At 77.7% G+C, this 21,277-nt stretch carries 24 protein-coding genes and 1 pseudogene; 18 read left to right on the top strand and 7 right to left on the bottom strand.

The features are described 5' to 3' along the window. Window positions 1–62: 62 nt before the first annotated feature. From ABFX46_RS18050 to ABFX46_RS18025, 6 genes and pseudogenes are all read left to right on the top strand, one after another. A pseudogene (locus tag ABFX46_RS18050) lies at window positions 63–587 on the top strand (glycosyltransferase); the annotation flags it as partial. A 307-nt stretch (window positions 588–894) separates the two neighbouring features. Then, window positions 895–1,359 carry a GtrA family protein gene (locus ABFX46_RS18045; protein WP_346043714.1) on the top strand — a complete coding sequence of 155 codons (465 nt, stop codon included), beginning with the start codon at window positions 895–897 and terminating at the stop codon, window positions 1,357–1,359. Next, on the top strand, window positions 1,356–3,449 hold the full coding sequence (locus ABFX46_RS18040; protein WP_346043712.1) for an ArnT family glycosyltransferase: 2,094 nt from the start codon (window positions 1,356–1,358) through the stop codon (window positions 3,447–3,449). The genes ABFX46_RS18045 and ABFX46_RS18040 overlap by 4 nt, the downstream gene beginning before the upstream one ends. Before the next feature lie 25 nt (window positions 3,450–3,474). Then, on the top strand, window positions 3,475–5,523 hold the full coding sequence (locus ABFX46_RS18035; RefSeq protein WP_346043487.1) for an ArnT family glycosyltransferase: 2,049 nt from the start codon (window positions 3,475–3,477) through the stop codon (window positions 5,521–5,523). A 59-nt stretch (window positions 5,524–5,582) separates the two neighbouring features. Beyond that, a complete protein-coding gene (locus tag ABFX46_RS18030) occupies window positions 5,583–5,882 on the top strand; it encodes a 4a-hydroxytetrahydrobiopterin dehydratase (protein ID WP_346043486.1) in 300 nt (99 codons plus the stop codon). A 7-nt stretch (window positions 5,883–5,889) separates the two neighbouring features. After that, window positions 5,890–6,363, top strand: a complete 474-nt coding sequence (locus ABFX46_RS18025; RefSeq protein WP_346043484.1) for a TIGR00725 family protein — start codon at window positions 5,890–5,892, stop codon at window positions 6,361–6,363. 27 nt (window positions 6,364–6,390) lie between these two features. On the opposite strand, the gene ABFX46_RS18020 is transcribed toward ABFX46_RS18025, so the two are convergent. From ABFX46_RS18020 to ABFX46_RS18005, 4 genes are read right to left on the bottom strand one after another with little or no spacing between them, the layout of a single operon-like run. Further along, on the bottom strand, window positions 6,391–7,182 hold the full coding sequence (locus ABFX46_RS18020; RefSeq protein ID WP_346043482.1) for an SDR family NAD(P)-dependent oxidoreductase: 792 nt from the start codon (window positions 7,180–7,182) through the stop codon (window positions 6,391–6,393). Between the two features lie 11 nt (window positions 7,183–7,193). Next, window positions 7,194–7,415 (bottom strand): hypothetical protein, encoded by a 222-nt coding sequence (locus tag ABFX46_RS18015; protein WP_346043481.1) that lies wholly within the window; start codon window positions 7,413–7,415, stop codon window positions 7,194–7,196. After that, on the bottom strand, window positions 7,412–8,188 hold the full coding sequence (locus tag ABFX46_RS18010) for a hypothetical protein (protein WP_346043480.1): 777 nt from the start codon (window positions 8,186–8,188) through the stop codon (window positions 7,412–7,414). The genes ABFX46_RS18015 and ABFX46_RS18010 overlap by 4 nt, the downstream gene beginning before the upstream one ends. Next, entirely contained in the window at window positions 8,173–8,448 is a 276-nt protein-coding gene (locus tag ABFX46_RS18005) for a hypothetical protein (protein ID WP_346043478.1), read from the bottom strand. The genes ABFX46_RS18010 and ABFX46_RS18005 overlap by 16 nt, the downstream gene beginning before the upstream one ends. Here ABFX46_RS18005 and ABFX46_RS18000 point away from each other — a divergent pair. Beyond that, complete coding sequence (locus ABFX46_RS18000) at window positions 8,441–8,983, top strand: hypothetical protein (protein WP_346043477.1); 543 nt, start codon at window positions 8,441–8,443, stop codon at window positions 8,981–8,983. The genes ABFX46_RS18005 and ABFX46_RS18000 overlap by 8 nt on opposite strands. Before the next feature lie 65 nt (window positions 8,984–9,048). Here the strand turns inward: ABFX46_RS18000 and ABFX46_RS17995 are convergent, their stop codons facing one another. Beyond that, window positions 9,049–9,684, bottom strand: a complete 636-nt coding sequence (locus tag ABFX46_RS17995) for a pyridoxamine 5'-phosphate oxidase family protein (protein ID WP_346043476.1) — start codon at window positions 9,682–9,684, stop codon at window positions 9,049–9,051. Here ABFX46_RS17995 and ABFX46_RS17990 point away from each other — a divergent pair. Continuing rightward, complete coding sequence (locus ABFX46_RS17990; protein WP_346043474.1) at window positions 9,683–10,153, top strand: PPOX class F420-dependent oxidoreductase; 471 nt, start codon at window positions 9,683–9,685, stop codon at window positions 10,151–10,153. The genes ABFX46_RS17995 and ABFX46_RS17990 overlap by 2 nt on opposite strands. Before the next feature lie 289 nt (window positions 10,154–10,442). Then, window positions 10,443–10,814: a VOC family protein gene (locus ABFX46_RS17985; protein WP_346043472.1), complete on the top strand. Its 372-nt coding sequence runs from the start codon at window positions 10,443–10,445 to the stop codon at window positions 10,812–10,814. On the opposite strand, the gene ABFX46_RS17980 is transcribed toward ABFX46_RS17985, so the two are convergent. After that, a complete protein-coding gene (locus ABFX46_RS17980) occupies window positions 10,811–12,217 on the bottom strand; it encodes a cytochrome P450 (RefSeq protein WP_346043471.1) in 1,407 nt (468 codons plus the stop codon). The genes ABFX46_RS17985 and ABFX46_RS17980 overlap by 4 nt on opposite strands. 61 nt (window positions 12,218–12,278) lie before the next feature. Between ABFX46_RS17980 and ABFX46_RS17975 the strand changes: the two genes are divergently transcribed. Continuing rightward, window positions 12,279–13,094 (top strand): IclR family transcriptional regulator, encoded by an 816-nt coding sequence (locus ABFX46_RS17975; protein ID WP_346043469.1) that lies wholly within the window; start codon window positions 12,279–12,281, stop codon window positions 13,092–13,094. Here the strand turns inward: ABFX46_RS17975 and ABFX46_RS17970 are convergent. Beyond that, on the bottom strand, window positions 13,060–14,049 hold the full coding sequence (locus tag ABFX46_RS17970) for a LysR family transcriptional regulator (protein WP_346043468.1): 990 nt from the start codon (window positions 14,047–14,049) through the stop codon (window positions 13,060–13,062). The two genes, ABFX46_RS17975 and ABFX46_RS17970, sit on opposite strands and share 35 nt — an antisense overlap. Before the next feature lie 84 nt (window positions 14,050–14,133). Here ABFX46_RS17970 and ABFX46_RS17965 point away from each other — a divergent pair, with 84 nt between their 5' ends. The 8 genes from ABFX46_RS17965 (at window position 14,134) to ABFX46_RS17930 (ending at window position 21,268) form a co-directional block, all read left to right on the top strand. Next, window positions 14,134–15,186: an aminotransferase class V-fold PLP-dependent enzyme gene (locus tag ABFX46_RS17965; protein WP_346043466.1), complete on the top strand. Its 1,053-nt coding sequence runs from the start codon at window positions 14,134–14,136 to the stop codon at window positions 15,184–15,186. A 95-nt stretch (window positions 15,187–15,281) separates the two neighbouring features. Continuing rightward, window positions 15,282–16,307 carry an NAD-dependent epimerase/dehydratase family protein gene (locus ABFX46_RS17960; RefSeq protein ID WP_346043465.1) on the top strand — a complete coding sequence of 342 codons (1,026 nt, stop codon included), beginning with the start codon at window positions 15,282–15,284 and terminating at the stop codon, window positions 16,305–16,307. A 37-nt stretch (window positions 16,308–16,344) separates the two neighbouring features. Then, complete coding sequence (locus ABFX46_RS17955; protein ID WP_346043463.1) at window positions 16,345–17,040, top strand: glycosyltransferase family 2 protein; 696 nt, start codon at window positions 16,345–16,347, stop codon at window positions 17,038–17,040. Further along, window positions 17,037–17,714: a TIGR04282 family arsenosugar biosynthesis glycosyltransferase gene (locus ABFX46_RS17950; RefSeq protein ID WP_346043462.1), complete on the top strand. Its 678-nt coding sequence runs from the start codon at window positions 17,037–17,039 to the stop codon at window positions 17,712–17,714. Before ABFX46_RS17955 ends, ABFX46_RS17950 begins: the two co-directional genes overlap by 4 nt. Beyond that, window positions 17,711–18,325: a methyltransferase domain-containing protein gene (locus tag ABFX46_RS17945; protein ID WP_346043460.1), complete on the top strand. Its 615-nt coding sequence runs from the start codon at window positions 17,711–17,713 to the stop codon at window positions 18,323–18,325. Before ABFX46_RS17950 ends, ABFX46_RS17945 begins: the two co-directional genes overlap by 4 nt. Beyond that, window positions 18,301–19,461, top strand: coding sequence for a molybdopterin-dependent oxidoreductase (locus ABFX46_RS17940; protein ID WP_346043459.1), 1,161 nt, complete (start codon window positions 18,301–18,303; stop codon window positions 19,459–19,461). Before ABFX46_RS17945 ends, ABFX46_RS17940 begins: the two co-directional genes overlap by 25 nt. Then, window positions 19,458–19,868 (top strand): hypothetical protein, encoded by a 411-nt coding sequence (locus ABFX46_RS17935; protein WP_346043457.1) that lies wholly within the window; start codon window positions 19,458–19,460, stop codon window positions 19,866–19,868. Before ABFX46_RS17940 ends, ABFX46_RS17935 begins: the two co-directional genes overlap by 4 nt. After that, the gene (locus ABFX46_RS17930; RefSeq protein ID WP_346043455.1) at window positions 19,865–21,268 is read left to right on the top strand and encodes a hypothetical protein; all 1,404 of its coding nucleotides are present in this window, start codon (window positions 19,865–19,867) and stop codon (window positions 21,266–21,268) included. The genes ABFX46_RS17935 and ABFX46_RS17930 overlap by 4 nt, the downstream gene beginning before the upstream one ends. Window positions 21,269–21,277 lie beyond the last annotated feature (9 nt).

Below are 21,277 nucleotides of genomic sequence, written 5' to 3'. Positions count from 1 at the left end.
TCTCATGCCGCGTTCATCGGCGCCTCACCGGCTTCCCACGGCGCCCGGCGAACCTCGGTCGCATGAATCACCTCATCACCGAACGGGGCACGCCCGCCGCGCCGCCGCCGTCGCCCCCGGGCCGCGGGGGACGGGGCCGGCTGGTCGAGGTGGTCGTCCCCGTCCACAACGAGGAACGCGTCCTGGCCGCGAGTGTGGAGCGGCTGCACGCCTACCTGGCCGCGACGTTCCCCTACCCGTTCCGCGTCACCGTCGCCGACAACGCCAGCACCGACCGCACCTGGCCGATCGCCGGGGAGCTGGCGGCGCGGCTCCCGCACGTGCGGGCCGTCCGGCTGGAGGACAAGGGGCGCGGGCGGGCGCTGCGGCACGTGTGGAGCGGCAGCGACGCCGACGTCGTCGCCTACATGGACGTCGACCTGTCCACCGACCTGGACGCGTTCCTGCCGCTGGTCGCCCCGCTGATCTCCGGGCACAGCGACCTGGCCATCGGGTCCCGCCTCACCCGCGGGTCCGCCGTCGTGCGCGGGCCGCGCCGCGAGGTCGTCTCCCGCTGCTACAACCTGCTGCTGCGCACCGCGCTGGCCGCCCGGTTCACCGACGCCCAGTGCGGGTTCAAGGCCGCCCGCACCGAGATCGTGCAGGCGCTGCTGCCGCAGGTCGAGGACGAGGCGTGGTTCTTCGACACCGAGCTGCTGCTGCTGGCCGAACGCACCGGGCTGCGCATCCACGAGGTCCCCGTCGACTGGGTCGACGACCCCGACTCCCGCGTCGACGTGCTGCGCACCGCCCGCGACGACCTGCGCGGCATGGCCCGCGTCGGCCGCCGCATGCTCACCGGCGCGTTCCGCGCCCCCGTCGGCCGGGCCGCACGCGGCGGTGCTCCCGGCGGGGATGCGGCGGCAGCTGCCCGCGTTCGCCGCCGTCGGCGCCGTCAGCACCCTCGCGCAGCTCGTCCTGTTCGTGCTGCTGCGCACGGCCATGGGGCCGCTGTGGGCGAACGCGGTGTCGCTGACCATCACCACCATCGGCAACACCGCCGCCAACCGCCGCTTCACCTTCGGCGTCACCGGGAGCCGCCGCGCCCTGCGCCACCAGCTCGAAGGCGGCGCCGCGTTCCTGCTCGGCCTGGCCCTGTCCACCGGCGGCCTGGCGGTGCTGCACGCCGCCGCGCCCGGCGCGTCCCGCGCCGTGGAGATCGCCGCGCTCGCCGCCGCCAACGCCGCCGCCACCCTGGCCCGGTTCCTGCTGATGCGCGCCTGGATCTTCCACCCGCGCCGCCTCGGCCGGCCGGCCGCCGGACCGCACGCGGGACGGGCGCCCGCGCCCGGGGAGAGCACCGGAGGGACGGCGTCATGACCCCGGCCCTCACCGCGCCCGCCGAACGGTGCCGTACACCCGCCGCCGGGCGCGTCCGGCGGCTGCTCCTCGGCGGCGACGCCGACCCCCGCTGGGCCCGCCCCGCGTTGTGGGCGGTCCTGGTCCTCGCCGCCGCGCTGTACGGGTGGGGGCTGCCGGAGGCCGGATACGCCAACTCCTACTACTCCGCCGCCGTCAGGAGCGGCACCGAGAGCTGGAAGGCGTTCTTCTTCGGCGCCCTGGACGCCGGCTCCTACATCACCGTCGACAAGCCGCCCATGGCGCTGTGGGTCATGGGCCTGTCCGCCCGCGTCCTCGGGTTCGGGACCTGGAGCCTGCTGCTCCCGCAGGTCGTCGAGGGCGTCGCCGCCGTCGCGGTCCTGTACGCGGCGGTGCGGCGGGCGTTCGGGCACGCCGCGGCGGTCACCGCCGCCGCCGTCCTGGCGCTCACCCCGATCACCGTCGCGATCAACCGCGACAACAACCCCGACACCCTGCTGGTCCTGCTGATGGCCGCCGCCGCCTGGGCGTGCCAGCGCGCCATTGCGACCGGGCGGCCGCGGCCCCTGCTGCTCGCGGCGTTCCTGGTCGGCTGCGGCTTCAACACCAAGATGCTGCAGGCGTTCCTGGTCGTCCCCGCGTTCGCGCTGGCCTACCTGATCGCGGCGCGGCCCCCGATCGTGCGGCGGGTCCTGCACCTGGCGGCCGCCGGCGCCGTCCTCGCGGTGTCGTCGCTGTGGTGGGTGCTGGCCGTGGACCTGATCCCGGCCCGCTCGCGCCCCTACATCGGCGGCAGCACCGACGGCACCGCCTGGGACCTGGTCATCGGCTACAACGGCCTCGGCCGCGTCCTCGGCCAGGACGGCGGACGCGGCGGACCCGGGGGAGGCGGCGGGTTCGGCGGCCGGGCCGGCGCCGGGCGGCTGTTCAACGACATCCTCGGCGGGCAGATCTCCTGGCTGATCCCGTTCGCCGTCCTCGCCCTCGCGGCCGGGCTCGTCCTGCTGCGGCGCCGCCCCCGCACCGACACCGGCCGCGCCGCGCTGATCCTGTGGGGCGGATGGCTCGCCGTCCACTACGCCGTGTTCAGCTTCGCGCAGGGCACCTTCCACCCGTACTACTCCACCGCCATGGCGCCCGCCATCGCCGCGCTCACCGGCGCCGGAACCGTCCTGCTGCTGGCCGCCCACCGGCGGTCGGCGGCATGGGCGTGGGTCCTGCCCGCCGGGATCGCCGCGACCGGCGCGTGGGCGTTCGTCCTGCTGGACCGCACCCCGGACTGGCATCCATGGCTGCGGTGGCTCGTCGCCGCCGCCACCGCCCTCGGCGCCGCCGCGCTGGTCATCGGACGCCTCGTCCCGCGCGCCGGGACCCGCACCCGGACCCGCGCGGCCGTCGCGGGGCTCGCGCTCGCCGCCGTCGCGGCCCTGGCCGGGCCGGGCGCCTACGCCGCCTCGGCCGCCTCCACCGCCTCCAACGGCACCAACCCCCTCGCCGGGCCCGCCACCGGGAACGGCTTCGGCATGCCCGGCGGCCCCACCGGCCCGCCCGGCGGAATGCCCGGCGGAATGCAAGGCGGGCGCCCCGGCGCCATGACCGGCGGGCCGGACGGCCGGCGTCCCCCGTGGCAGAACGGCGACGACCAGAACGGCGACGGGCGCGGGCGGCGCACCGGACCCGGCGGATTCGGCGGGCCCGGCGGGGGCGCCGACTCCCAGATGATCTCCTACCTGCAGCGCAACCAGGGCGGCGCCACCTGGCTCGTCGCGGTCCCCAGCGCCCAGGAGGCGTCCTCGATCATCCTGCGGACCGGGCGGCCCGTCATCGCCATGGGCGGGTTCACCGGCGGCGACCCCGCCATGACCGTCGACAAACTCCAGCGGTACGTGCGGGAGGGCGAGCTCCGCTACATCCTGCTCGGCGGGCGCATGGGGCCGGGCGGCGGCGGAAGCTCCGCCGTCACCGCCTGGGTCCAGCAGCACGGCACCCTCGTCGACGCGAGCGAGTACGGCGCGTCCACCAGCTCCGATCCCTCGGGCACCGGCTCCCCGAGCATGCCCACCGGCGCCCGGCTGTACCGGCTGGGCTGACCCCGACCGACCACGGGAACTCCAGATGACCTCCACGATCCAGGCCGCCCCGCCCGCGCACCGCACCCCGCGCGGGCGGCGCGGCCTCCCCGGCCGGGTCCTGCGCCGGGCCCTGCGCGGCCCCGCCGCCGACCCCGCCTGGGCCCGGCCCGCGCTGCTGGTGCTGCTCGCCGCGACCGCCGTCCTGTACCTGTGGGGGCTGGGCGCGTCCGGGTGGGCCAACGCGTTCTACTCCGCCGCCGTCCAGGCCGGCGCCACCAGTTGGAAGGCGTTCTTCTTCGGCTCCTCCGACGCCGCGAACGCCATCACCGTCGACAAGACCCCGGCCGCGCTGTGGCCGATGGCGCTGGCCGCCCGCGTGTTCGGCGTCAACGCCTGGAGCATCCTGGTCCCGCAGGCGCTGATGGGCGTCGCGACCGTCGGCGTCCTGCACGCCGCGGTCCGGCGCCGGTTCCCCGCGTGGGCGGCGCTGCTGGCCGGGGCCGCGCTCGCGCTGACCCCCGTCGCCGCGCTGATGTTCCGGTTCAACAACCCCGACGCGCTGCTGGTGCTGCTGCTGTCCCTCGGCGCGTACGGGACGGTCCGGGCGCAGGAGACGGCGAGCACCCGCTGGCTGCTGTTCGCCGCCGCGTGCGCCGGCACCGGGTTCCTGGCCAAGATGCTGCAGGCGTTCCTGGTCGTCCCGGTGTTCGCGGTCGTCTACCTGGCCGCCGCGCCGGCCCCCGTCCGGCGGCGGCTGTGGCAGCTCGCGGCGGCCGGGGGAGCGCTGCTGGCGTCGGCCGGATGGTGGGTCGCCGCCGTCGCGCTGGTGCCCGCCTCGTCCCGCCCCTACATCGGCGGGTCGCAGCACAACTCGGTCCTGGAACTGGCGCTCGGCTACAACGGGATCGGGCGCCTGAACGGCGAGGAGACCGGCGGCCTCGGCAATCTCGACCAGGACGCCGGATGGGCCCGCATGTTCGGGCCCGTCATCGGCGGCCAGATCTCCTGGCTGCTGCCCGCCGCGCTGGTCCTGCTCGCCGCCGGGCTGTGGGCGACGCGCCGCGCGCCCCGCACCGACCCCGCCCGCGCCGCGCTGGCGGTGTGGGGCGGGTGGCTGCTGCTCACCGCCGCGATCTTCAGCTTCATGCGGGGGATCTTCCACGAGTACTACACCGTCGCGCTGGCGCCCGCGATCGCCGCGCTCACCGGCATGGGCGCCGCGCTGCTGTGGGAGCGGCGCCGCACCGCCGGGGCCGCCGCGGCCCTGTCGGCGGCCGTCGCCGTCACCGCGCTGTGGGCGTACGTGCTGCTGGGGCGGTCGCCGGACTGGCATCCCCGGCTCGCGCCCGCGGTCGCCGCCGCCGGGCTGACCGCGGCGGCGGGTCTGGCGGCCGTGCGGCTGCTGCCCGGCCGCGCCCTGGCCGGGGTCGCCGCGCTGGCGGTCCTGTCCGGGCTGGCGGGGCCCGCCGCGTACGTGGCCGAGACCGTCCGCACCCCGCACACCGGCGCCATCGTCACCGCCGGTCCCGCTGTCTCCGGCGGGACCGGTCCGGGCGGACGGCCCGGACGGCCCGGGCGCGGCGGCCCCGGCGGCGGGAACCGGGGCCCGGCCGCCGCCCCGCCGCCCCAGGGAACCGGGCAGGCACCCGGACAAGGTCCGGGCCCGCGGCTCAGGCAGCGGTTCGGGCAGGGGTTCGGGGCGGGCGGCGGCGGGCGGGGCGGGCTGCTGAACGCCGGCACCCCCGCCGCGGCCGTCACCGCCGCGCTGAAGCGGGACGCCGCCTCCTACACCTGGGTCGCGGCGGCCGTCGGATCCAACACCGCCGCCGGCTACCAGCTCGCCACCGGCGAGCCGGTCATGGCCGTCGGCGGGTTCAACGGCACCGACCCCGCGCCGACCCTCGCCGGGTTCCAAAGCCTCGTCCGCCAAGGGAGGATCCACTACTTCATCGGGACGGGACGCGGCGGCGGCATCGCGATGCGCGCGCAGAGCGGCAGCGACGCCGCCCAGCAGATCAGCGCATGGGTCGCCGCGAACTACGCCCCCACCACCGTCGCCGGCACCGTCCTGTACGACCTCGGCGGCCGGTGACCGGCGTGATGTAGTGGGAAGGAGAACGGCACCAGCGCCGAGGGACAGGGAGTGAGCAGATGGCCGGCACGCTCGATGACACCGCCGTCGCCGAACGCCTGGGCGGGCTGCCCGCCTGGGTCCGCGACGGCGAGGCGATCCGCAGGCAGGTGGAGGCGCCCTCGTTCATGGCCGGGATCGACGTCGTCGCCGACGTCGCCCGCGCCGCCGAGGACGCCGACCACCACCCCGACATCGACATCCGGTGGCGGACGCTGACGTTCACCTTGTCCACCCACAGCGCCGGCGGCATCACCGCCAAGGACTTCGACCTCGCCGCCAGGATCGACGAGATCGCGACCCGGCACGGCGCCGGATAGGCGCGGCGTGGCCGTCCAGGTGGCGGTGTGCGGGCCCGGCGAGTGCACCGAGCGGGAATGGGACCTGGCCCACGAGACCGGGCGGCTGCTCGCCGGGCGCGGCGCCGTCGTGCTGTGCGGGGGGCTCGGCGGCGTGATGGCCGCCGCGGCGGCCGGGGCCCGCGCCGGCGGCGGGACCGCGGTCGGGGTGCTGCCCGCCGCCGACCGCGCCGCCGCCTCGCCCGACCTCACCGTCGCCGTCCCCACCGGGCTCGGGCAGGCCCGCAACAACGTCCTCGTCAACGCCGCCGACGCGCTCATCGCCGTCGGCGGGTCCTGGGGGACGCTGTCGGAGATCGCCCTGGCCATGCGCGGCGGCCGGATCCCCGTCGTGCAGGTCGGCGGATGGCGCGTCCACGACGAGGAGGGGCGGCCCGCCGGCGGGATCGTCCACGCCGCGGACCCGGCCGCCGCCGTCGCGGCCACCGGCCTGTGGGACTAGCCGGCGGGCCCGTATCGGCGGGGCGGGTCAGTGGGCGGAGAAGCCGCCGTCCACGAAGATCGACTGGCCGGTGACGTAGGCCGCCGACGCCGACGCCAGGAACACCGCCGCGCCCGCGAAGTCGTCCGCCAGACCGTTGCGGCCGACCATGGTGCGGGCGGCGAGCGCCTCGACCTTGACCGGGTCCGACGACAGCCGCTCGTTCAGCGGCGTCATCACGAACCCCGGCACGAGGGTGTTGGCGGTGACGCCGCGCGGCGACCACGCCTCGGCCTGCGACCGGGCCAGCGCCACCAGGCCCGCCTTGGACACCCCGTAGGCGCCGCTGGTCACCGACGCGCGGAACGCCTGCTGCGAGGCGATGTGGATCAGCCGGCCGAAGCCGCGCTCGGCCATCCCGGGGCCGAACCGCTGCCCGAGCAGGAACGGGGCGTCCAGGTTCACCGCCATCGTGGTGTCCCACACGTCGGCGCCGAGGTCGTCCATCGGCGGGCGCAGGTTGACCGCCGCCGCGTTGACCAGGATGTCGGGCTCCCCGAACGGCGCCGCGGCCGCGTCGGCGGCCTTCGCGACCGCGTCCCGCGACCCCAGGTCGGCGCTGACGGACGCGGCCCGGCAGCCGTGCCCCTCCAGTTCGGCGACGGTGGAGGCCAGCTCCGCCTCCCGCCGGGCGACGACCACGACGGACGCGCCCGCGCGGGCCAGCGCCACCGCGATCGCCCGTCCGATCCCGGAGCTGCCCCCGGTCACGACCGCGACGCGGCCGCGCAGGGAGAACAGCTCCGACAGGTACGGGAGAGGGGAGGGCCGTTCGCTCATGACGGCAGAGTCTACGGTTCCCGTGGCCCCTCGTCCGGCCCCTCGTCCGGCCCAGCGTCCTGCCCTCCGCTCGGGCTCTCATCGGGGGCGTCGTCGCCGCGGCGGCGGTCCCGCCAGATCACCACGGCGATCACCGCGACGACGACGAACGTCGGGACGAAGAACGGCACCGCCGAGATGATCGGGTGGGTCGCCAGGACCCCGTCCGCGACGACCGGGGCTGCGGTGATCACGGGGCCTGCGCCGGGAGCCGGCGGGCGATGCGCGCGACGCCCCAGCCGAGCGCGATCACCAGCGCGAGCGTGCACGCCAGCACCACCGCCGAGCACACGCCCCACAGCCAGCCCGGCACGTCGGTCTTCAGCTCCCGCTGCAGGATCGACCGCTCGCCCTGCACGTCCCGCGTGAACTCCGCCGGGGCGGGCAGCTCCCCGGCGCCGATCGCCGGGTCGGCGGGCAGGTAGATCGGGACGCCGGCGAGGGTCCGGCCGTCGTGGACGCGGACCAGCGTCTTCCAGCCGCCGTGCAGCGGCATCGGCTCGCTCGTCCGGTAGACGCCGTCGCGTTCCCTCACCAGCCGGTCGACGTGCAGGCCCTTGCCCTGCCAGCCGGTCACCGTCACCCACGCCGCCCCGTCGACCGCGTCGGCGGGGGAGAAGGCGATGCGGGCGCCTGCGGTGCGGTGCGCGGCGTCGCCGCGGACGCCGGTGAGCGTCACCGTCGCGGTCCGGGCCGCCGGGACGTCGATGACCAGGCCGTTGGCGACCGCCGCCGACACCGCCAGGATCGCCCCCGCGAAGACCCCGCGCGCCAGTGCCGGGCGCGGCGACCGGCCCGCCAGCCCCTCTCCGAGCAGCGCCCCGCACAGCCCGCCCGCGACGCCGCCGGTCACCGCCATGAGCATGCCCTCGGTGAGGACGTCGGGCGTCCACGGCAGCCGGAACGCCGCCTGCCCGTAGGCGTACTCGGCGCCGAACCCGGCCGTCCCGATCAGCAGCCCCGACACCGCGCCGGCACCAGCGCCGCGGCCTCCACGCACAGCGCCTCGGCGAAGTACAGCGGCACCGCCGCCCACAGCTCCCCGATCACCCCGGCGACCGCGACCGACACCCCGCCCCGCACGACCATGTAGAACCCGACGGCGGCGAGCGCGGCGCCGCGTCCGGCCCACAGCCGCACCGCGACCAGCGCGCAGCCGGCGGCGAGCGCGATCAGCAGCGGCTGGTGTCCCGAACCCGGCCTCGCCGCGGCCGCGTGCGTGCTCATCGGCTCCACCGGGTTCGACGGCATCACCCGCACCACCTACTGGCGCGACAACGTCGACCCCTCCAGCGTCGCCGCCGGGACCGTCGGGCTCGCCGCCGCGATCGGCGCCGTCGCGGTCCTGTACGCCGCCGCGCTGCGGCTCAGCGCGCGGCTGACCGGCCAGGACCCGGCCGCCCTCCCCGGGCGGTTCGCCGCGACGCTCCTGCCGATCGCGCTCGGCTACACCCTCGCCCACTACTTCTCGTTCTTCGTCCTGGAGGGGCAGACCACGTTCATCCTCGCCAGCGACCCGTTCGGGACGGGCGCGGACCTGCTCGGCTCCACCGGCAACCGCATCGACTACGGACTCGCCGGGCCGACGCTCACCGCGCAGGTCCAGGTCAACGCCATCGTCCTCGGCCACATCGCCGGCACCGCCGCCGCGCACGACCTCGCCCTGCGCGGCCCCGGCGGAACCCTGCGCGGGCAGCTCCCGGTCGCCGCCGTCATGGTCGCGCTCACCTGCGCCGGCCTGTTCGCCCTGCTCAGCGGCTGACCCGGGGCGGCACCGCACCTCCCCGCCCGCGACCCGCCCGCGGCCGTGGCGCGGAGTCGCGCAGGTCAGGACGCGAAGCGCCAGCGGGCCGCGCCGTAGGGCTCGACCGTGCTCAGCGCCACCACCGTGTGGAAGTCGAACCGGTACAGGTGCCAGGGCGGCGGGCCCGCGCTCTGCGCGCTGAACGGCGCGGTGAAGGCGTCGCCCTCGACCCGCGCGGGCCAGCCGCCCTCCCGGTAGGCGGCGGCGACCGGCTCCAGCACGCCCGGGTCGGTGACGCGCTCGGCCGTCCCCTCCAGCACCACATCGCCGCTCGGCGTGCGGACCGACAGCGTGCACGCCGGGTTCTCCGCCAGATTGCGGGACTTGCGCGTGCCCGGCCCGCTGACGAAGAAGATGTCCCCGTCCCGCCACAGCGGGCCGATGCCCGCCGAGTGCGGGCGCCCGTCCGGGCGGACGGTCCCCAGGAACGCCGCCGTCTCCATCTTCGGCAGCGCCGCCACCAGCGCGTCCCGGACACCGTCCCACGCCAGCTCCGGGCTGCCGTAGATGTCGAGATTGCGGGCCTCCACGGGCTCACGGTCGGTCATCGCGTCCTCCTCCTTCGGCTCGGCGCCCGCGGACTCCCGCGAGCTCTCCCGGTGCAGACCGCGCGGCGCCGCCGGACTCATCGGCGCCCCGGTCCCTAGAGTGGGGATCATGGCTCCTTCGATCGCCACCGCCGACCGCGTCTGCCGCCCCGAGCTGCTGGACTTCCTGCGGCCCCGCCACCGCGCCCTGCTGTCCACCGCCCGCGCCGACGGCCGCCCCCAGATGTCGCCGGTGACCTGCGGCGTCGACGAGCAGGGCCGCATCGTGGTCTCCACCTACCCAGAACGCGCCAAGACCCGCAACGCCCGCCGCGACCCGCGCGTGTCGCTGTGCGTGCTGTCGGACGACTTCAACGGCCCCTACGTCCAGGTCGACGGGACCGCCGAGGTCATCGACATGCCCGACGCCGCCGACGCGCTCGTCGGCTACTACCGCTGCATCGCCGGGGAGCACCCCGACTGGGACGAGTACCGCGCCGCGATGCGCCGCCAGGGCAAGTCGCTGATCCGCGTCACCATCGACCGGTGGGGCCCGATCGCCACCGGCGGCTTCCCCGCCCGCCTCGCCGCCGGCGGCTAGATCGTCCCCCACGCGGGCGCACCGTCCCGGCCCCGCGCCCGCTCCAGCAGCGGCGGGCAGGACGTGCCCGGCGGCGTGCCGGCAGCCTCGCCCCACGCGTCCGGTGCACGTCCAGCACCGCGCACATGCCGCGGCCGGCGTCGCCGATGGCGCCGTGCGCGATGTGCAGCGGCAACACCTTCCACACCGGCGTCGCCGCGCGCCCGGAAACGGACGGCGCCGTACCTGACAGGAGATGTCAGCTTCTCCTGGAAGTGTGAGGGGCGTTCCCGAGATGAAGGAGTCGCACATGTCCGGTATCGCGGAGTTCGCCGCCGTCACCATCGACTGCCCGGAGCCGCCCGCCCTCGCGGCGTTCTACGCGGCGCTCACCGGCGGCGAGATCACCTACGACACCGCCGAGGCCGCCGCCGTCACGCTGCCGGGCGGCCTGGACGTCTACTTCCAGGGCGTCGCCGGGCACCGCCCGCCGACGTGGCCCGAGGGGGACCGGCCCCAGCAGTTCCACCTCGACCTGTACGTCGACGACCTGGACAAGGCCGAGGCGCGGGTCGCCGAGCTCGGCGGCACCCGGCCGGAGTTCCAGCCCGGCGAGGACCGCTGGCGGGTGCTGGCCGACCCGGCCGGGCACCCGTTCTGCGTGTGCCTGCGCCAGGGCTAGAGCACCCGCACGGGCAGGCCGCCGCGCGGCCGCATCGCGGTCACGCTCGTCGGGGTGACGGCGGGGGAGAGCAGGCGCAGCCGGGTGCGGCGCAGCAGGCACGCCAGCATCGTCTTGATCTCCACCGTCGCCAGCGCCGAGCCGATGCAGCGGTGCGGCCCGCCGCCGAACGGCAGGTACGTCGAGGCGGTGGTGGGGCGGTGCAGCTCGCAGGACGGGTCCCAGCGGTCGGGGCGGAACCGCCCCGCCAGCGGCCACACCTCCGGCATCCGGTGGGTGACGAACGGGGAGTACAGCACCATCGCGCCCGCCGGGATCCGGTGCCCGCCGTAGGTGAAGTCCTCCACCGGGACGCGGGCGCTGAGCACCGCCGGCGGGAACAGCCGCAGGGTCTCGTTCACCACCCCGTCCAGGTAGGTCAGGGCGGGCAGGTCGGCGGCCGTCACCGGGCGGTCGCCGACCACCTCGGCGACCTCGCGGCGCGCCCGCTCCTCGGCGCCGGGGTGGGTCAGCAGCGCGTACACCGCCCACGCCATCGCCGCGCTGGTGGTGTCGTACCCGGCGGAGATGAGGCTGATGACCTGGTCCTGCAGCTCCTGGCGGGTCAGGCCCGTGCCGTCCTCGTCGCGGGCGGCCATCAGCATCGCCAGGACGTCGCCGTACCCGCCCTCGCCCCCGTCTTCGACGCCGTCCCCGACGCCGTCCCCGGCCCGGGACTCGCGGCGGCGGCGGTCGACCTCCTCGTCCACGCGCCGCGCCACCTGCGCGCGGGCCGCCGCGACCCGCCGCATGGAGGGGTTGGGCACCGACCGCAGCGCCATCTGCAGCACGAAGTTCCGGTCGATCGCGGCGAGCGCGACCTGCAGCCGCCGCCCGATCACCTCGGCGTCGGCGGCGAGCCGGTCCCCGAACAGCACCTCCACGGTGCTGCGGCGGATCACCGACCGCAGCTCGGCGTAGGCGTCCAGCGTCCGGCCGGGCCGCCAGGACTCCAGCGCCGCGTCGGTGTTGGCCGCCATCCGCGCCACGTAGCCGCCGACGCGGCGGTGGTGGAACGCCGGCTGGACCAGGCGGCGCCGCCGCCGGTGGTCGGCGCCGTCGCTGACGATCAGCGCGGTCTCCCCGTTCACCGGCACCAGCAGGTCGAACGCCTCCCGCCACCGGAACAGCCCCGAGTTGGCGAACACGAACGCGTTGGCGTCCGGGCCGAACAGGTGCACCAGCGGGCGGCGGCGCGTCCCGACGGCGGCGACCGGGCCCGCCTCGGCGTACAGGCGCAGCAGGCTCGCGCACGGGTTGCGCGCGAACGCGATGCCGTGCCGGGCCGTCAGCGACGGCGAGGGCCCTCGGGCCCTGCGGGTCGTGGATCGGGGGGTCTCGCGCACCGGGGACTGGGGGGCCACCCGCCCACTATGGCACGCCCCCGGGCGGGGCGGCGGCGGGCGCGGTGGGAGGATGGGACCCGTGACGGACGACATCGGCGCCGTCCCCGGCGCGCGGACGCGGGAGCGCACGGAAGGGGCCCCTCGGCCCAAGCCGGGAACGCAGACCGTGGACCGGTCGGTGGCGGTACTGCGCTCCTTCGAGGACGCCGACCGGCAGACCCCCACCGAGATCGCGCACCGGCTCGGGCTGTCGGTCAGCACCGCGCACCGCATCGTGCACGCCCTGCAGGCCACCGGGATGCTGGCGCAGGACCCGGCGACCGAGCGGTACTTCCTCGGCCCGACCACCGCGATCCTCGGCCGGCTCGCGCTGGAGCGGATGGGCGCCACGCTGCTGCAGCCGGAGCTGACCGCGCTGCGCGACGGCACCGGCGAGTCGGTCAGCCTCGGCGTGCGGGCCGGCGACGAGGTCGCGATCCTGCTGCACCTGCCGTCGGTGCATCCGCTGCGCTACGACCAGCCGCCCGGCGACCGCAACCCCATCCACACCTGCGCGATGGGCAAGGTGCTGCTGGCCTACGGCGGCGACCCCGTCGCGATGGACGAGCCGTTCCACCGCTACACCCCCGCCACCCTCACCACCCGCGGCGGGCTGGAGGACGACCTGCGGCGCGTCCGCGCCCGCGGCTACGCGCTCAACGACGAGGAGCGCCTGGTCGGGGTCCGGGCGGTGGCCGCGCCGGTCCGCGACGGCGGCGGACGGGTGTTCGCGGCGGTCGCGCTGCAGGGCCCGGCGGTGCGGTTCGGCGACGACCGGCTGCCGGGCCTGGCCGAGGCCGTCCGCGCCGCCGCCGGCCGCCTCACCGGCCTGCACCGGCACCTGTCGGCGACGTAGACCCCCCGGCGGAGGCGACCACGGCGTCCGACGAGGCGTCCGACAAGGCGACCGGGGCGGCGGAGGCGGCCGCGGCGACGGCGGTGAGCTCCTCCAGCAGCGCCGCCACCGCGGGCGGGCGCGGACCGGCCGCGACGACCGCGCTGATGCGGCGGCTTCCGACGGCGGGCACGTCGGGGACGGCGACGCCCGGCTCGGTGTGCAGGCCGAGCGCCAGCGCCGGCAGCGTCGTGACGGCCAGGCCCCGCGCGACCAGCCGCTGGATCGCGACGTGGTCCTCGGTGGCGAACGCGATGTCGGGGACGAACCCGGCCCGCCCGCACGCCCACCGCAGGTGGTCGCGGCACCGGGCGCAGCCCGACGCCCACGTCTCGCCGGCCAGGTCCTCCAGCCGCGGCCGCTCCGCCGCCGCCAGGGGGTGCCCGGCGGGGACCAGGAGCCTCAGCGGGTCCTCGGCCAGCACCACCTCCCGGAACCGGGCGTCGGCGTCGGGCGGGGTGTGCGCGTAGCGGAACACGACCGCGATGTCGGTGTCGCCCGCGCGCAGCAGGGACAGCGCCTGCGGCGGCTCGGCGTCCACCAGCGTGACCGCCACCCCCGGCGCCCGCTCGGCCAGCCGCGCCAGCGCGTCCGGCAGCAGCCCCGCGACCGCCGTCGGGAACACCGCGACCCGGACCCGTCCGGCGCGCAGCCCGGCGATCGCCGCGATCCGCTCCCGCGCGTCGTCCATGCGGGCCAGGACGTCCTCGACGTGCTCGACCAGGACACGGCCCGCCTCGGTCAGCCGCACCCCGCGGCCGTGCCGCACCACCAGCGGCGTGCCGACCTCGGCCTCCAGCCGCGCGATGTGGTGCGACACCGCCGGCTGGGTGTAGTTCAGGGACCGCGCGGCGGCGGTCATCGACCCGAGCCGCGCCACCTCCCGCAGGATCCGGCCCCGGTGCAGGTCCAGCATCCCCGCAACATATCAACCGCGTTTATGGGACGCCCAGGAAACCGTACTTTGTGCTATGGGACCTCGGGGGACGACGATCGGGGCATGACCCTTTCCATCGCAGCGGCGCAGCGCGAGTTCGGCGCCGGCGTCGCCTACCTCAACACCGCCACCTACGGGCTGCCGCCGCGCGCCGCGCACGAGGCGATGCTCGCCGCCGAACGCGGCCGCGCCGCCGGGCTCATGGTCCCCGCCGACCTGGACGAGGCCGTCACCCGGTCCCGGGAGGCGTTCGCGCGGCTGCTCGGCGTCCCCGCCGACCGGGTCGCCTGCGGGCCGCAGGTGTCCTACTTCACCGGGCTCGTCGCGGCGTCGCTGCCCGCCGGCACCGAGGTGCTGGTCGCCGACGGCGACTTCACCTCCGTGCTGTTCCCCTTCGCCGCCCGCCCGGGGCTGGCCGTCCGGTCGGTGCCGCTGGAGCGGATCGCCGCCGAGGTCCGCTCCGGCACCGGCCTGGTCGCGGTGTCGGCGGTGCAGTCCGCCGACGGCCGCATCGCCCCCATGGACGACCTCATCGACGCGGCCCGCGCGCACGGCGCCCGGATCCTGCTGGACGCCACCCAGGCCGCCGGATGGCTGCCGCTGCCCGCCGGCCGCGTCGACTGGCTCGTCGCCGGCGGCTACAAGTGGCTGCTCGGCCCCCGCGGCACCTGCTTCCTCACCGGCGCCGCCGAGGCCCTGGACGCGCTGCCGGCCATCGGCGCCGGCTGGTACGCCGGCGCCGACATCTGGGACTCGGTCTACGGGCTGCCGCTGCGGCTGGCCGCCGGCGCGCGCCGCCTGGACCTGTCCCCGGCCTGGCAGAGCTGGGCCGGGCACGCCCCCGCCCTGGAACTGCTCGAACGGGTCGGGATCGCGGCGATCCACGACCACGACGTCGCGCTGGCCCGCCGGTTCCGCGCCGGGCTCGGCCTGCCGCCCGGCGACTCGGCGATCGTCGCGGTCGCCGTCCCCGACGGCACCGACGCCGTGCTGCGCCGCGCCGGGGTGATCGCCTCCGTCCGGGCGGGACGGCTGCGCTGCGCGTTCCACCTCACCACCACCGAGGCCGACGTCGACACGGCAGTCGGACTGCTCGCCCCCCTCACCGCCGCGTAAGCCGCGGGGCGAAGTTCTTACAAGGTTCGAACAAGGTGCGCCCCCAGGGCCCGGCGGGCCGACCCGGGCGCGCCGCGCGGCCTACGTTCGTCGCCATGAACGTACTGCTCACCGGGTCGGCCGGATTCATCGGCTCGCACATCGCCGCGGCGCTGACCGCCGCCGGGCACCGCGTCCGCGGCCTGGACGCGCGGCCCGACGGGCTCGGCGGCCCGCCCGCCGACGTCCGCGACGCCGCGGCCGTCGCCGCGCGGCTGGCGGGCGTCGACGCCGTCTGCCACCAGGCCGCCAAGGTCGGCCTCGGCGTCGACATCGGCGACCTGCCCGACTACACGTCGGCGAACGTGCAGGGCACCGCCGTGCTGCTGGCGGAGATGGCCCGCGCCGGCGTCGCCGTGCTCGTGCTGGCGTCCTCCATGGTCGTGTACGGGGAGGGCGCCTACTCCTGCGACCGGCACGGGCCCGTCCGGCCGGGGCCCCGCCCCGAGGAGGCCCTGGCGGCCGGGCGGTTCGAGCCCGGCTGCCCCGCCTGCGGGCGGCCCCTCACCCCCGGCACCGTCGGCGAGGACGACCCGCCCGGCCCCCGCAACGTCTACGCCGACACCAAGCTCGCCCAGGAGCACCTGGCCGCCTCGTGGGCCCGCGCGACCGGCGGGACGGCCGCCGCGCTGCGCTACCACAACGTGTACGGGCCGCGGATGCCGCGCGACACCCCCTACGCGGGCGTCGCCGCGATCTTCCGGTCCCGGCTGCTGAACGGCGAGGCGCCGCTGGTGTTCGAGGACGGCGGGCAGCGCCGCGACTTCGTCCACGTCCGCGACGTCGCCCGCGCCAACGTGCTGGCGCTGGAGCGGGCCGCGGCCGGGCCGCCGCGGCCCGGCGGGCTGCGCGCCTACAACATCGCCAGCGGCGAGCCCCGCACCATCGGCGCGATGGCGGACGCGCTCGCCGCCGCCGCCGGCGGTCCCGCCCCCCGCGTCACCGGCGGCTACCGGCTCGGGGACGTCCGCCACATCGTCGCCCGCCCCGACCGCGCCCGCCGCGAGCTGGGCTTCGCCCCGGCGGTGGCGTTCGCCGACGGCATGGCCGAGTTCGCCCGGACGCCCGTCACCAGTTCGTAAGGGTCGCCGACCCGTCACCGAAAGTAGCGTCGGACCCGTGATCGATGTCGTTCTCCCGTGCCTCGACGAGGCCGAGGCCCTGCCCTGGGTGCTGACCCGGATGCCCGAGGGGTTCCGGCCCCTGGTGGTCGACAACGCCTCCACCGACGGCTCCGCCGCCGTCGCCGCCCGGCACGGCGCCCGCGTCGTCCCGGCCGCCGACCGCGGCTTCGGCGCCGCCTGCCACGCCGGGCTCCTGGCCGCCCGCACCGAGGTCGTGTGCGTCATGGACGCCGACGCCTCCCTCGACCCCGCCGAACTGCCCCGGCTGGCCGCCGCGCTCGCCGGCCTCACCAGCCCGGTCGGCCCGGCCGGCCCGGCCGCGGGCGGCGGGCCGGGGCTGGTGCTCGGGCGGCGGCGGCCGACCGGGCGCGGCGCCTGGCCGCCGCACGCCCGCCTGGGCAACGCCGTCCTGGCCCGCTCGCTGAACCGCCGCGCCGGCACCCGCCTGCACGACCTCGGCCCCATGCGCGCCGCCCGCCGCGCCGACCTGCTCGCCCTCGGCGTGCGCGACCGCCGGTTCGGCTACCCGCTGGAGATGGTGCTGCGCGCCGCCCGCGCCGGCTGGCGGATCGGCGAGATCGACGTCGCCTACCGGCCCCGCACCGGCGCCTCGAAGGTCACCGGCACCCTCGGCGGGACGGTCCGCGCCGTCCGCGACATGCGCCGCGTCCTGGCCGAGGTCGCCCCATGAACCCCGTGAACCCCGTGAACCCCGGGGGCCCGGCGGGCCCCGCCGACCTGATCGTGATCGCCAAGGAGCCCGTCCCCGGCCGGGTCAAGACCCGCCTGACCCCCGCCTACACCCCGTGCGAGGCCGCCGCGCTCGCCGAGGCGTCCCTGCGCGACACCCTCACCGCCGTCGCCGCCGCCCCGGCCGTCCGCCGGACCCTCGCGCTCGACGGCGCGCCGGGCCCGTGGCTGCCGGGCGGGTTCACCGTCGTCGGCCAGCGCGGCGCCGGACTGGACGAGCGGCTGGCCGCCGCGTTCGACGACGCCTGGGCCGGCCGCCCCCTCGTCCTGATCGGGATGGACACCCCGCAGGCCACCCCCGCGCTGCTGGCCCGCGCCGCCCGCGGGCTGGGCCGCTGCGACGCGGTCGTCGGGCCCGCCTCCGACGGCGGGTTCTGGCTGCTCGGGCTGCGCCGCCCCGACGCGCGGCTGCTGCGCGGCGTCCCGATGTCGCGGTCCTACACCGGCGCGGTGCTGCTCGCGCGGCTGCGCGCCGCCCGGCTGCGCACCGGGTTCCTGCCGCGGCTCACCGACGTCGACACCCCCGCCGACGCCCGCGCCGCCGCCGCGGCCGCGCCCGGCGGGCGGTTCGCCGCCGCGCTGCGCGGCCTGCGCGCCGGGAGCGTCCCGGCATGATCGGGGAACTGTACGAGGAGGCGCTGCGGGGCCGCGGCCCCGTCGAGATCGAGCACGCCGACGGCCGCCGCCCGCTGCCCCTGCAGGACTGGCTGTCGGCCCGGCCCGGCGACGGCGGCCTGCTGGACCGCTGCCGGGGCGCCACCCTGGACGTCGGGTCGGGGCCCGGGCGCCTCACCGTCGCGCTCGCCCGCCGCGGCCTGCCCGTCCTCGGCATCGACCTGGCGCCCGCCGCGGTCGCGCTGACGACCGCCGCCGGCGGGCCCGCGCTGTGCCGGGACGTGTTCGGCCGCGTCCCCGGCACCGGCCGCTGGCGGACCGTGCTGCTCGCCGACGGCAACATCGGCATCGGCGGCGACCCGGCCGCCCTGCTGCGCCGCGTCCTGGCGCTGCTCGCCCCCGGCGGCCGCGTCCTGATCGAGGTCGGCCCGCCCGGGACCGGGGCCCGCGTCGAACCGCTGCGGCTGCGGTCGGGGCCCTCGGTCGGCGAATGGTTCCCCTGGGCGCACGTGTCCGCCGACGCCGCCGCCGCGCTCGCCGCCGCCTGCGCCGCCACCGTCACCGAACTGTGGGAGGAGGCCGGCCGATGGTTCGTCGCCCTGCGTTCCTGAGAGCGGCGCTCCCGAGACCGCCCGCGCTGGTCACCGCGCTGCCGGGGCGGTTCACCAGCCGCCTCCACGACGAGCGGACCGCGTCCCTGCTCGGCATCGCCCTCGGCGCCGCGGTCGCGGTCTCGTTCGGGACCGGTCTGGTCTCCCACTTCATGCAGCAGCCCGCCGGATGGATGGACTGGCCGTCGCGCCCGGTGAACCTGTACCGGGTCACCCAGGGCGTCCACGTCATCGGCGGCCTGGCGACGGTGCCGCTGCTGCTGGCCAAGCTCTGGACGGTCTACCCCAAGCTGTGGCAGTGGCCGCCGGTCCGCTCCATCGGCCACGCCGTGCGGCGGCTGCTGGTGTTCGTCCTGGTCGGCGCGGCGCTGTTCCAGTTCGTCACCGGCGTGCTGAACATCGCCTACTGGTACCCGTTCCGGTTCTTCTTCACCACCGCGCACTACTGGACGGCCTACATCCTCGCCGGGGCGCTGCTCATCCACATCGCCAACGAGGGCGCCAAGGCGCGCCGGGCCGTGATGACCCGCCCGCAGGACGCGGTGGGCCGCCGCGGGTTCCTGCTCACCGTCGCCGCCGCGAGCGGCGCCATCGTCCTCACCACGGCGGGGGAGGCGGTCACGCCGCTCGCGCGGCTGGCGGTGCTGGCGCCGCGCCGGCCCGGCACCGGGCCGCAGGACGTCCCGGTCAACAAGTCGGCCGCCGCGACCGGCGTCACCGCCGCCGCCCGGGACCCCGGCTGGCGGCTCACCGTGACCGGCCGCGTCGCCCGCGAGGTCACCCTGTCCCTGGCCGACCTGCGCGCCCTGCCGCAGCGCACCGCGCGGCTGCCGATCTCCTGCGTGGAGGGCTGGAGCGTGGAGGCCGACTGGCACGGCGTCCGGCTGCGGGACGTCCTGCGCCTGGCCGGCGCCGACCGCGGCGCCCGGGTGCGGGTGGAGTCGCTGGAGCGCGGCGGCCGCTACCGCGCCTCGCGGGTCGACCCGCCGCACTGGCACGACCCGCTGACCCTGCTGGCCCTCGGCATGAACGGCGCGCCGCTCGCCCTCGACCACGGCAGCCCCTGCCGGCTGATCGCACCGAACCGGCCCGGCGTCATGCAGACCAAATGGGTGCACCGGCTGGTGGTGTCGTGACCGCCCGGGTCCTGGCCTACGCGGCGGGCCTGGCGCTCATCGGCCTCGGGCTGCGCGGCGTCGTCGCCGACGTCCCGGCCGCCCGGTGGGCGGCGTGGTTCGCCGGGCCGGCGGTGCTGCACGACGCCGTCCTGGTCCCGCTGGTCCTGGCCGCGGGCGTGGCGACCGGGCGGCTGCCGGGACGCTACCGGCGCATCGCGCGGGCCGCGCTCGTCACCGCCGCCTGCGTCACCGCGGTCGCGCTGCCGCTCGTCCTCGGGTACGGGCGCCGCGCCGACGAGCCGTCCCGGCTGCCGCTGCCCTACGGCCGCAACCTCGCGATCGTCGTGGCGGCCGTCGCGGTGCTCGCCGCCGCCGCGGCCGCCGCGCGCTTCGCCGCCGACCGCCGCAGGGGGCGGGGGCGGTGACCCTCACCGGCGAGCGGTCCCCGGCCGGGACGGCGCGGCGGGCTCGGCGGCGCACCGGGTGGGTCGCGGTCGCGGTGTGGGCGGCCGGGATCGCGGCGGCGTTCGCGGTGGGCTGGTACCTGCGCCGCGCCGGCCTGGCGACCGAGGACCGGCTGCCCCCGCTGCACGCGCGGGCCCGGCCGGTGCCGCTGACCTGGCGGCTGGTGCCCGCGGCGGGCGCCGCGGCGGCGGCCGTGGCGGCCCTGCCCCCGCTCGCGGCGCGGCTGCCGTGGCGCGCGCTGCCGCCGCTGGCGTGGGCGGGCTCGGCCGCGTGGACGGTGGCGCTGGCGGCGAGCGACGGCTGGGGCGCGCTCGCGGCGCCGCTGGACGCGCCCACCGAGTACCCGGCGGGGCTGGCGCAGGTCCGCCCCGACCCGCTGGAGTGGCTGCGGACCTTCACCGACCGGCTCGCCGGCTACACCACGCACGTGCGGGGGCATCCGCCGCTGCCGACGCTGCTGCTGTGGGCGCTGGAGCGGGCCGGGCTCGGCGGCACCGGCTGGGCGGCCGCGGCCGTCATCGCGGCGGGCGCGTCCGCCGCCGCCGCGGTCGCGGTCACGGTCCGGTGCGCGGCGGGGGAGCGGGCGGCGCGCGCGGCCGTGCCGTTCCTGGTGCTGGCGCCGCTGGCGGTGTGGATCGCGACCGCGATGGACGCGTTCTTCCTGGCCGTGGGCGCGTGGGGGACGGCGCTGCTCGCCCTGGCGGCCCGCCGCGCCGCCAACCGGGCCGCCAACCGGGCCGGTGCGGGGGCCGCCGCGGGGGGCGGGGTTCTGGCCGGGGCGGGCGGGCTGCTGCTGGGCTGCCTGCCCTACCTGAGCTACGGGCTGCTGCCGCTGTTCGCGGTGCCGCTGGCGGTGCTGCTGCTCACCCGCCCCCGACCCGCGGTGCTCGCGGCCCTGGCCGGGGGCCTGGCCGTCGCGCCGGCCGCGTTCACGCTGCTGGGGTTCTGGTGGCCGGACGGTGTCGCCGCCACCCTCGACACCTACCTGGTCAGCCGCGGGTCGGCGCAGCGCTCCTACGCCTACTTCGTCCTGGCGAACCTGGCCGTGCTGGGACTGCTGACCGGCCCGGCGACCGCCCGCGCCCTGCCCCGCGCGGCGGAGGCCCTGCGCGGCGCCGCCCGGGCGCGGGCCCTGCCCCCGCAGGCCGCGGTCGCCTCCCTGGCGGCGGCGGCGCTGGTGGGCGTGCTGACCCTGGACGCCTCCGGCGTGACCAGGGGCGAGGTCGAGCGGATCTGGGTGCCGTTCGCCGCGTGGGCGGTCGCCGCCGCCGCGCTGCACCGCCCCCCGGCCCGCGGATGGCTCGCCGCGCAGGCCGCGACCGCCCTCGCCCTCCAGGCCCTCGTCCTGTCCCCCTGGTGACCGGCCTCG

This window comes from Actinomadura chokoriensis (genome assembly GCF_039529475.1).
Lineage (GTDB): Bacteria > Actinomycetota > Actinomycetes > Streptosporangiales > Streptosporangiaceae > Spirillospora > Spirillospora bangladeshensis.
Note: the sequence above shows the minus strand (reverse complement) of the source record. Positions and strands in the feature narration are given on the sequence as shown.

Excerpts from the sequence above, each read along its gene's own strand:
- ABFX46_RS17940 (WP_346043459.1), top strand. The coding sequence starts at position 18,301 with ATGGTTCGTCGCCCTGCGTTCCTGAGAGCGGCGCTCCCGAGACCGCCC.
- ABFX46_RS18035 (WP_346043487.1), top strand. The coding sequence starts at position 3,475 with ATGACCTCCACGATCCAGGCCGCCCCGCCCGCGCACCGCACCCCGCGC.
- ABFX46_RS17995 (WP_346043476.1), bottom strand. The coding sequence starts at position 9,684 with ATGATCCCCACTCTAGGGACCGGGGCGCCGATGAGTCCGGCGGCGCCG.
- ABFX46_RS18020 (WP_346043482.1), bottom strand. The coding sequence starts at position 7,182 with ATGAGCGAACGGCCCTCCCCTCTCCCGTACCTGTCGGAGCTGTTCTCC.
- ABFX46_RS18045 (WP_346043714.1), top strand. The coding sequence starts at position 895 with ATGCGGCGGCAGCTGCCCGCGTTCGCCGCCGTCGGCGCCGTCAGCACC.
- ABFX46_RS18005 (WP_346043478.1), bottom strand. The coding sequence starts at position 8,448 with ATGAGCACGCACGCGGCCGCGGCGAGGCCGGGTTCGGGACACCAGCCG.
- ABFX46_RS17965 (WP_346043466.1), top strand. The coding sequence starts at position 14,134 with ATGACCCTTTCCATCGCAGCGGCGCAGCGCGAGTTCGGCGCCGGCGTC.
- ABFX46_RS18030 (WP_346043486.1), top strand. The coding sequence starts at position 5,583 with ATGGCCGGCACGCTCGATGACACCGCCGTCGCCGAACGCCTGGGCGGG.
- ABFX46_RS17985 (WP_346043472.1), top strand. The coding sequence starts at position 10,443 with ATGTCCGGTATCGCGGAGTTCGCCGCCGTCACCATCGACTGCCCGGAG.
- ABFX46_RS17960 (WP_346043465.1), top strand. The coding sequence starts at position 15,282 with ATGAACGTACTGCTCACCGGGTCGGCCGGATTCATCGGCTCGCACATC.
- ABFX46_RS18040 (WP_346043712.1), top strand. The coding sequence starts at position 1,356 with ATGACCCCGGCCCTCACCGCGCCCGCCGAACGGTGCCGTACACCCGCC.
- ABFX46_RS17970 (WP_346043468.1), bottom strand. The coding sequence starts at position 14,049 with ATGCTGGACCTGCACCGGGGCCGGATCCTGCGGGAGGTGGCGCGGCTC.
- ABFX46_RS17990 (WP_346043474.1), top strand. The coding sequence starts at position 9,683 with ATGGCTCCTTCGATCGCCACCGCCGACCGCGTCTGCCGCCCCGAGCTG.
- ABFX46_RS17950 (WP_346043462.1), top strand. The coding sequence starts at position 17,037 with ATGAACCCCGTGAACCCCGTGAACCCCGGGGGCCCGGCGGGCCCCGCC.
- ABFX46_RS17945 (WP_346043460.1), top strand. The coding sequence starts at position 17,711 with ATGATCGGGGAACTGTACGAGGAGGCGCTGCGGGGCCGCGGCCCCGTC.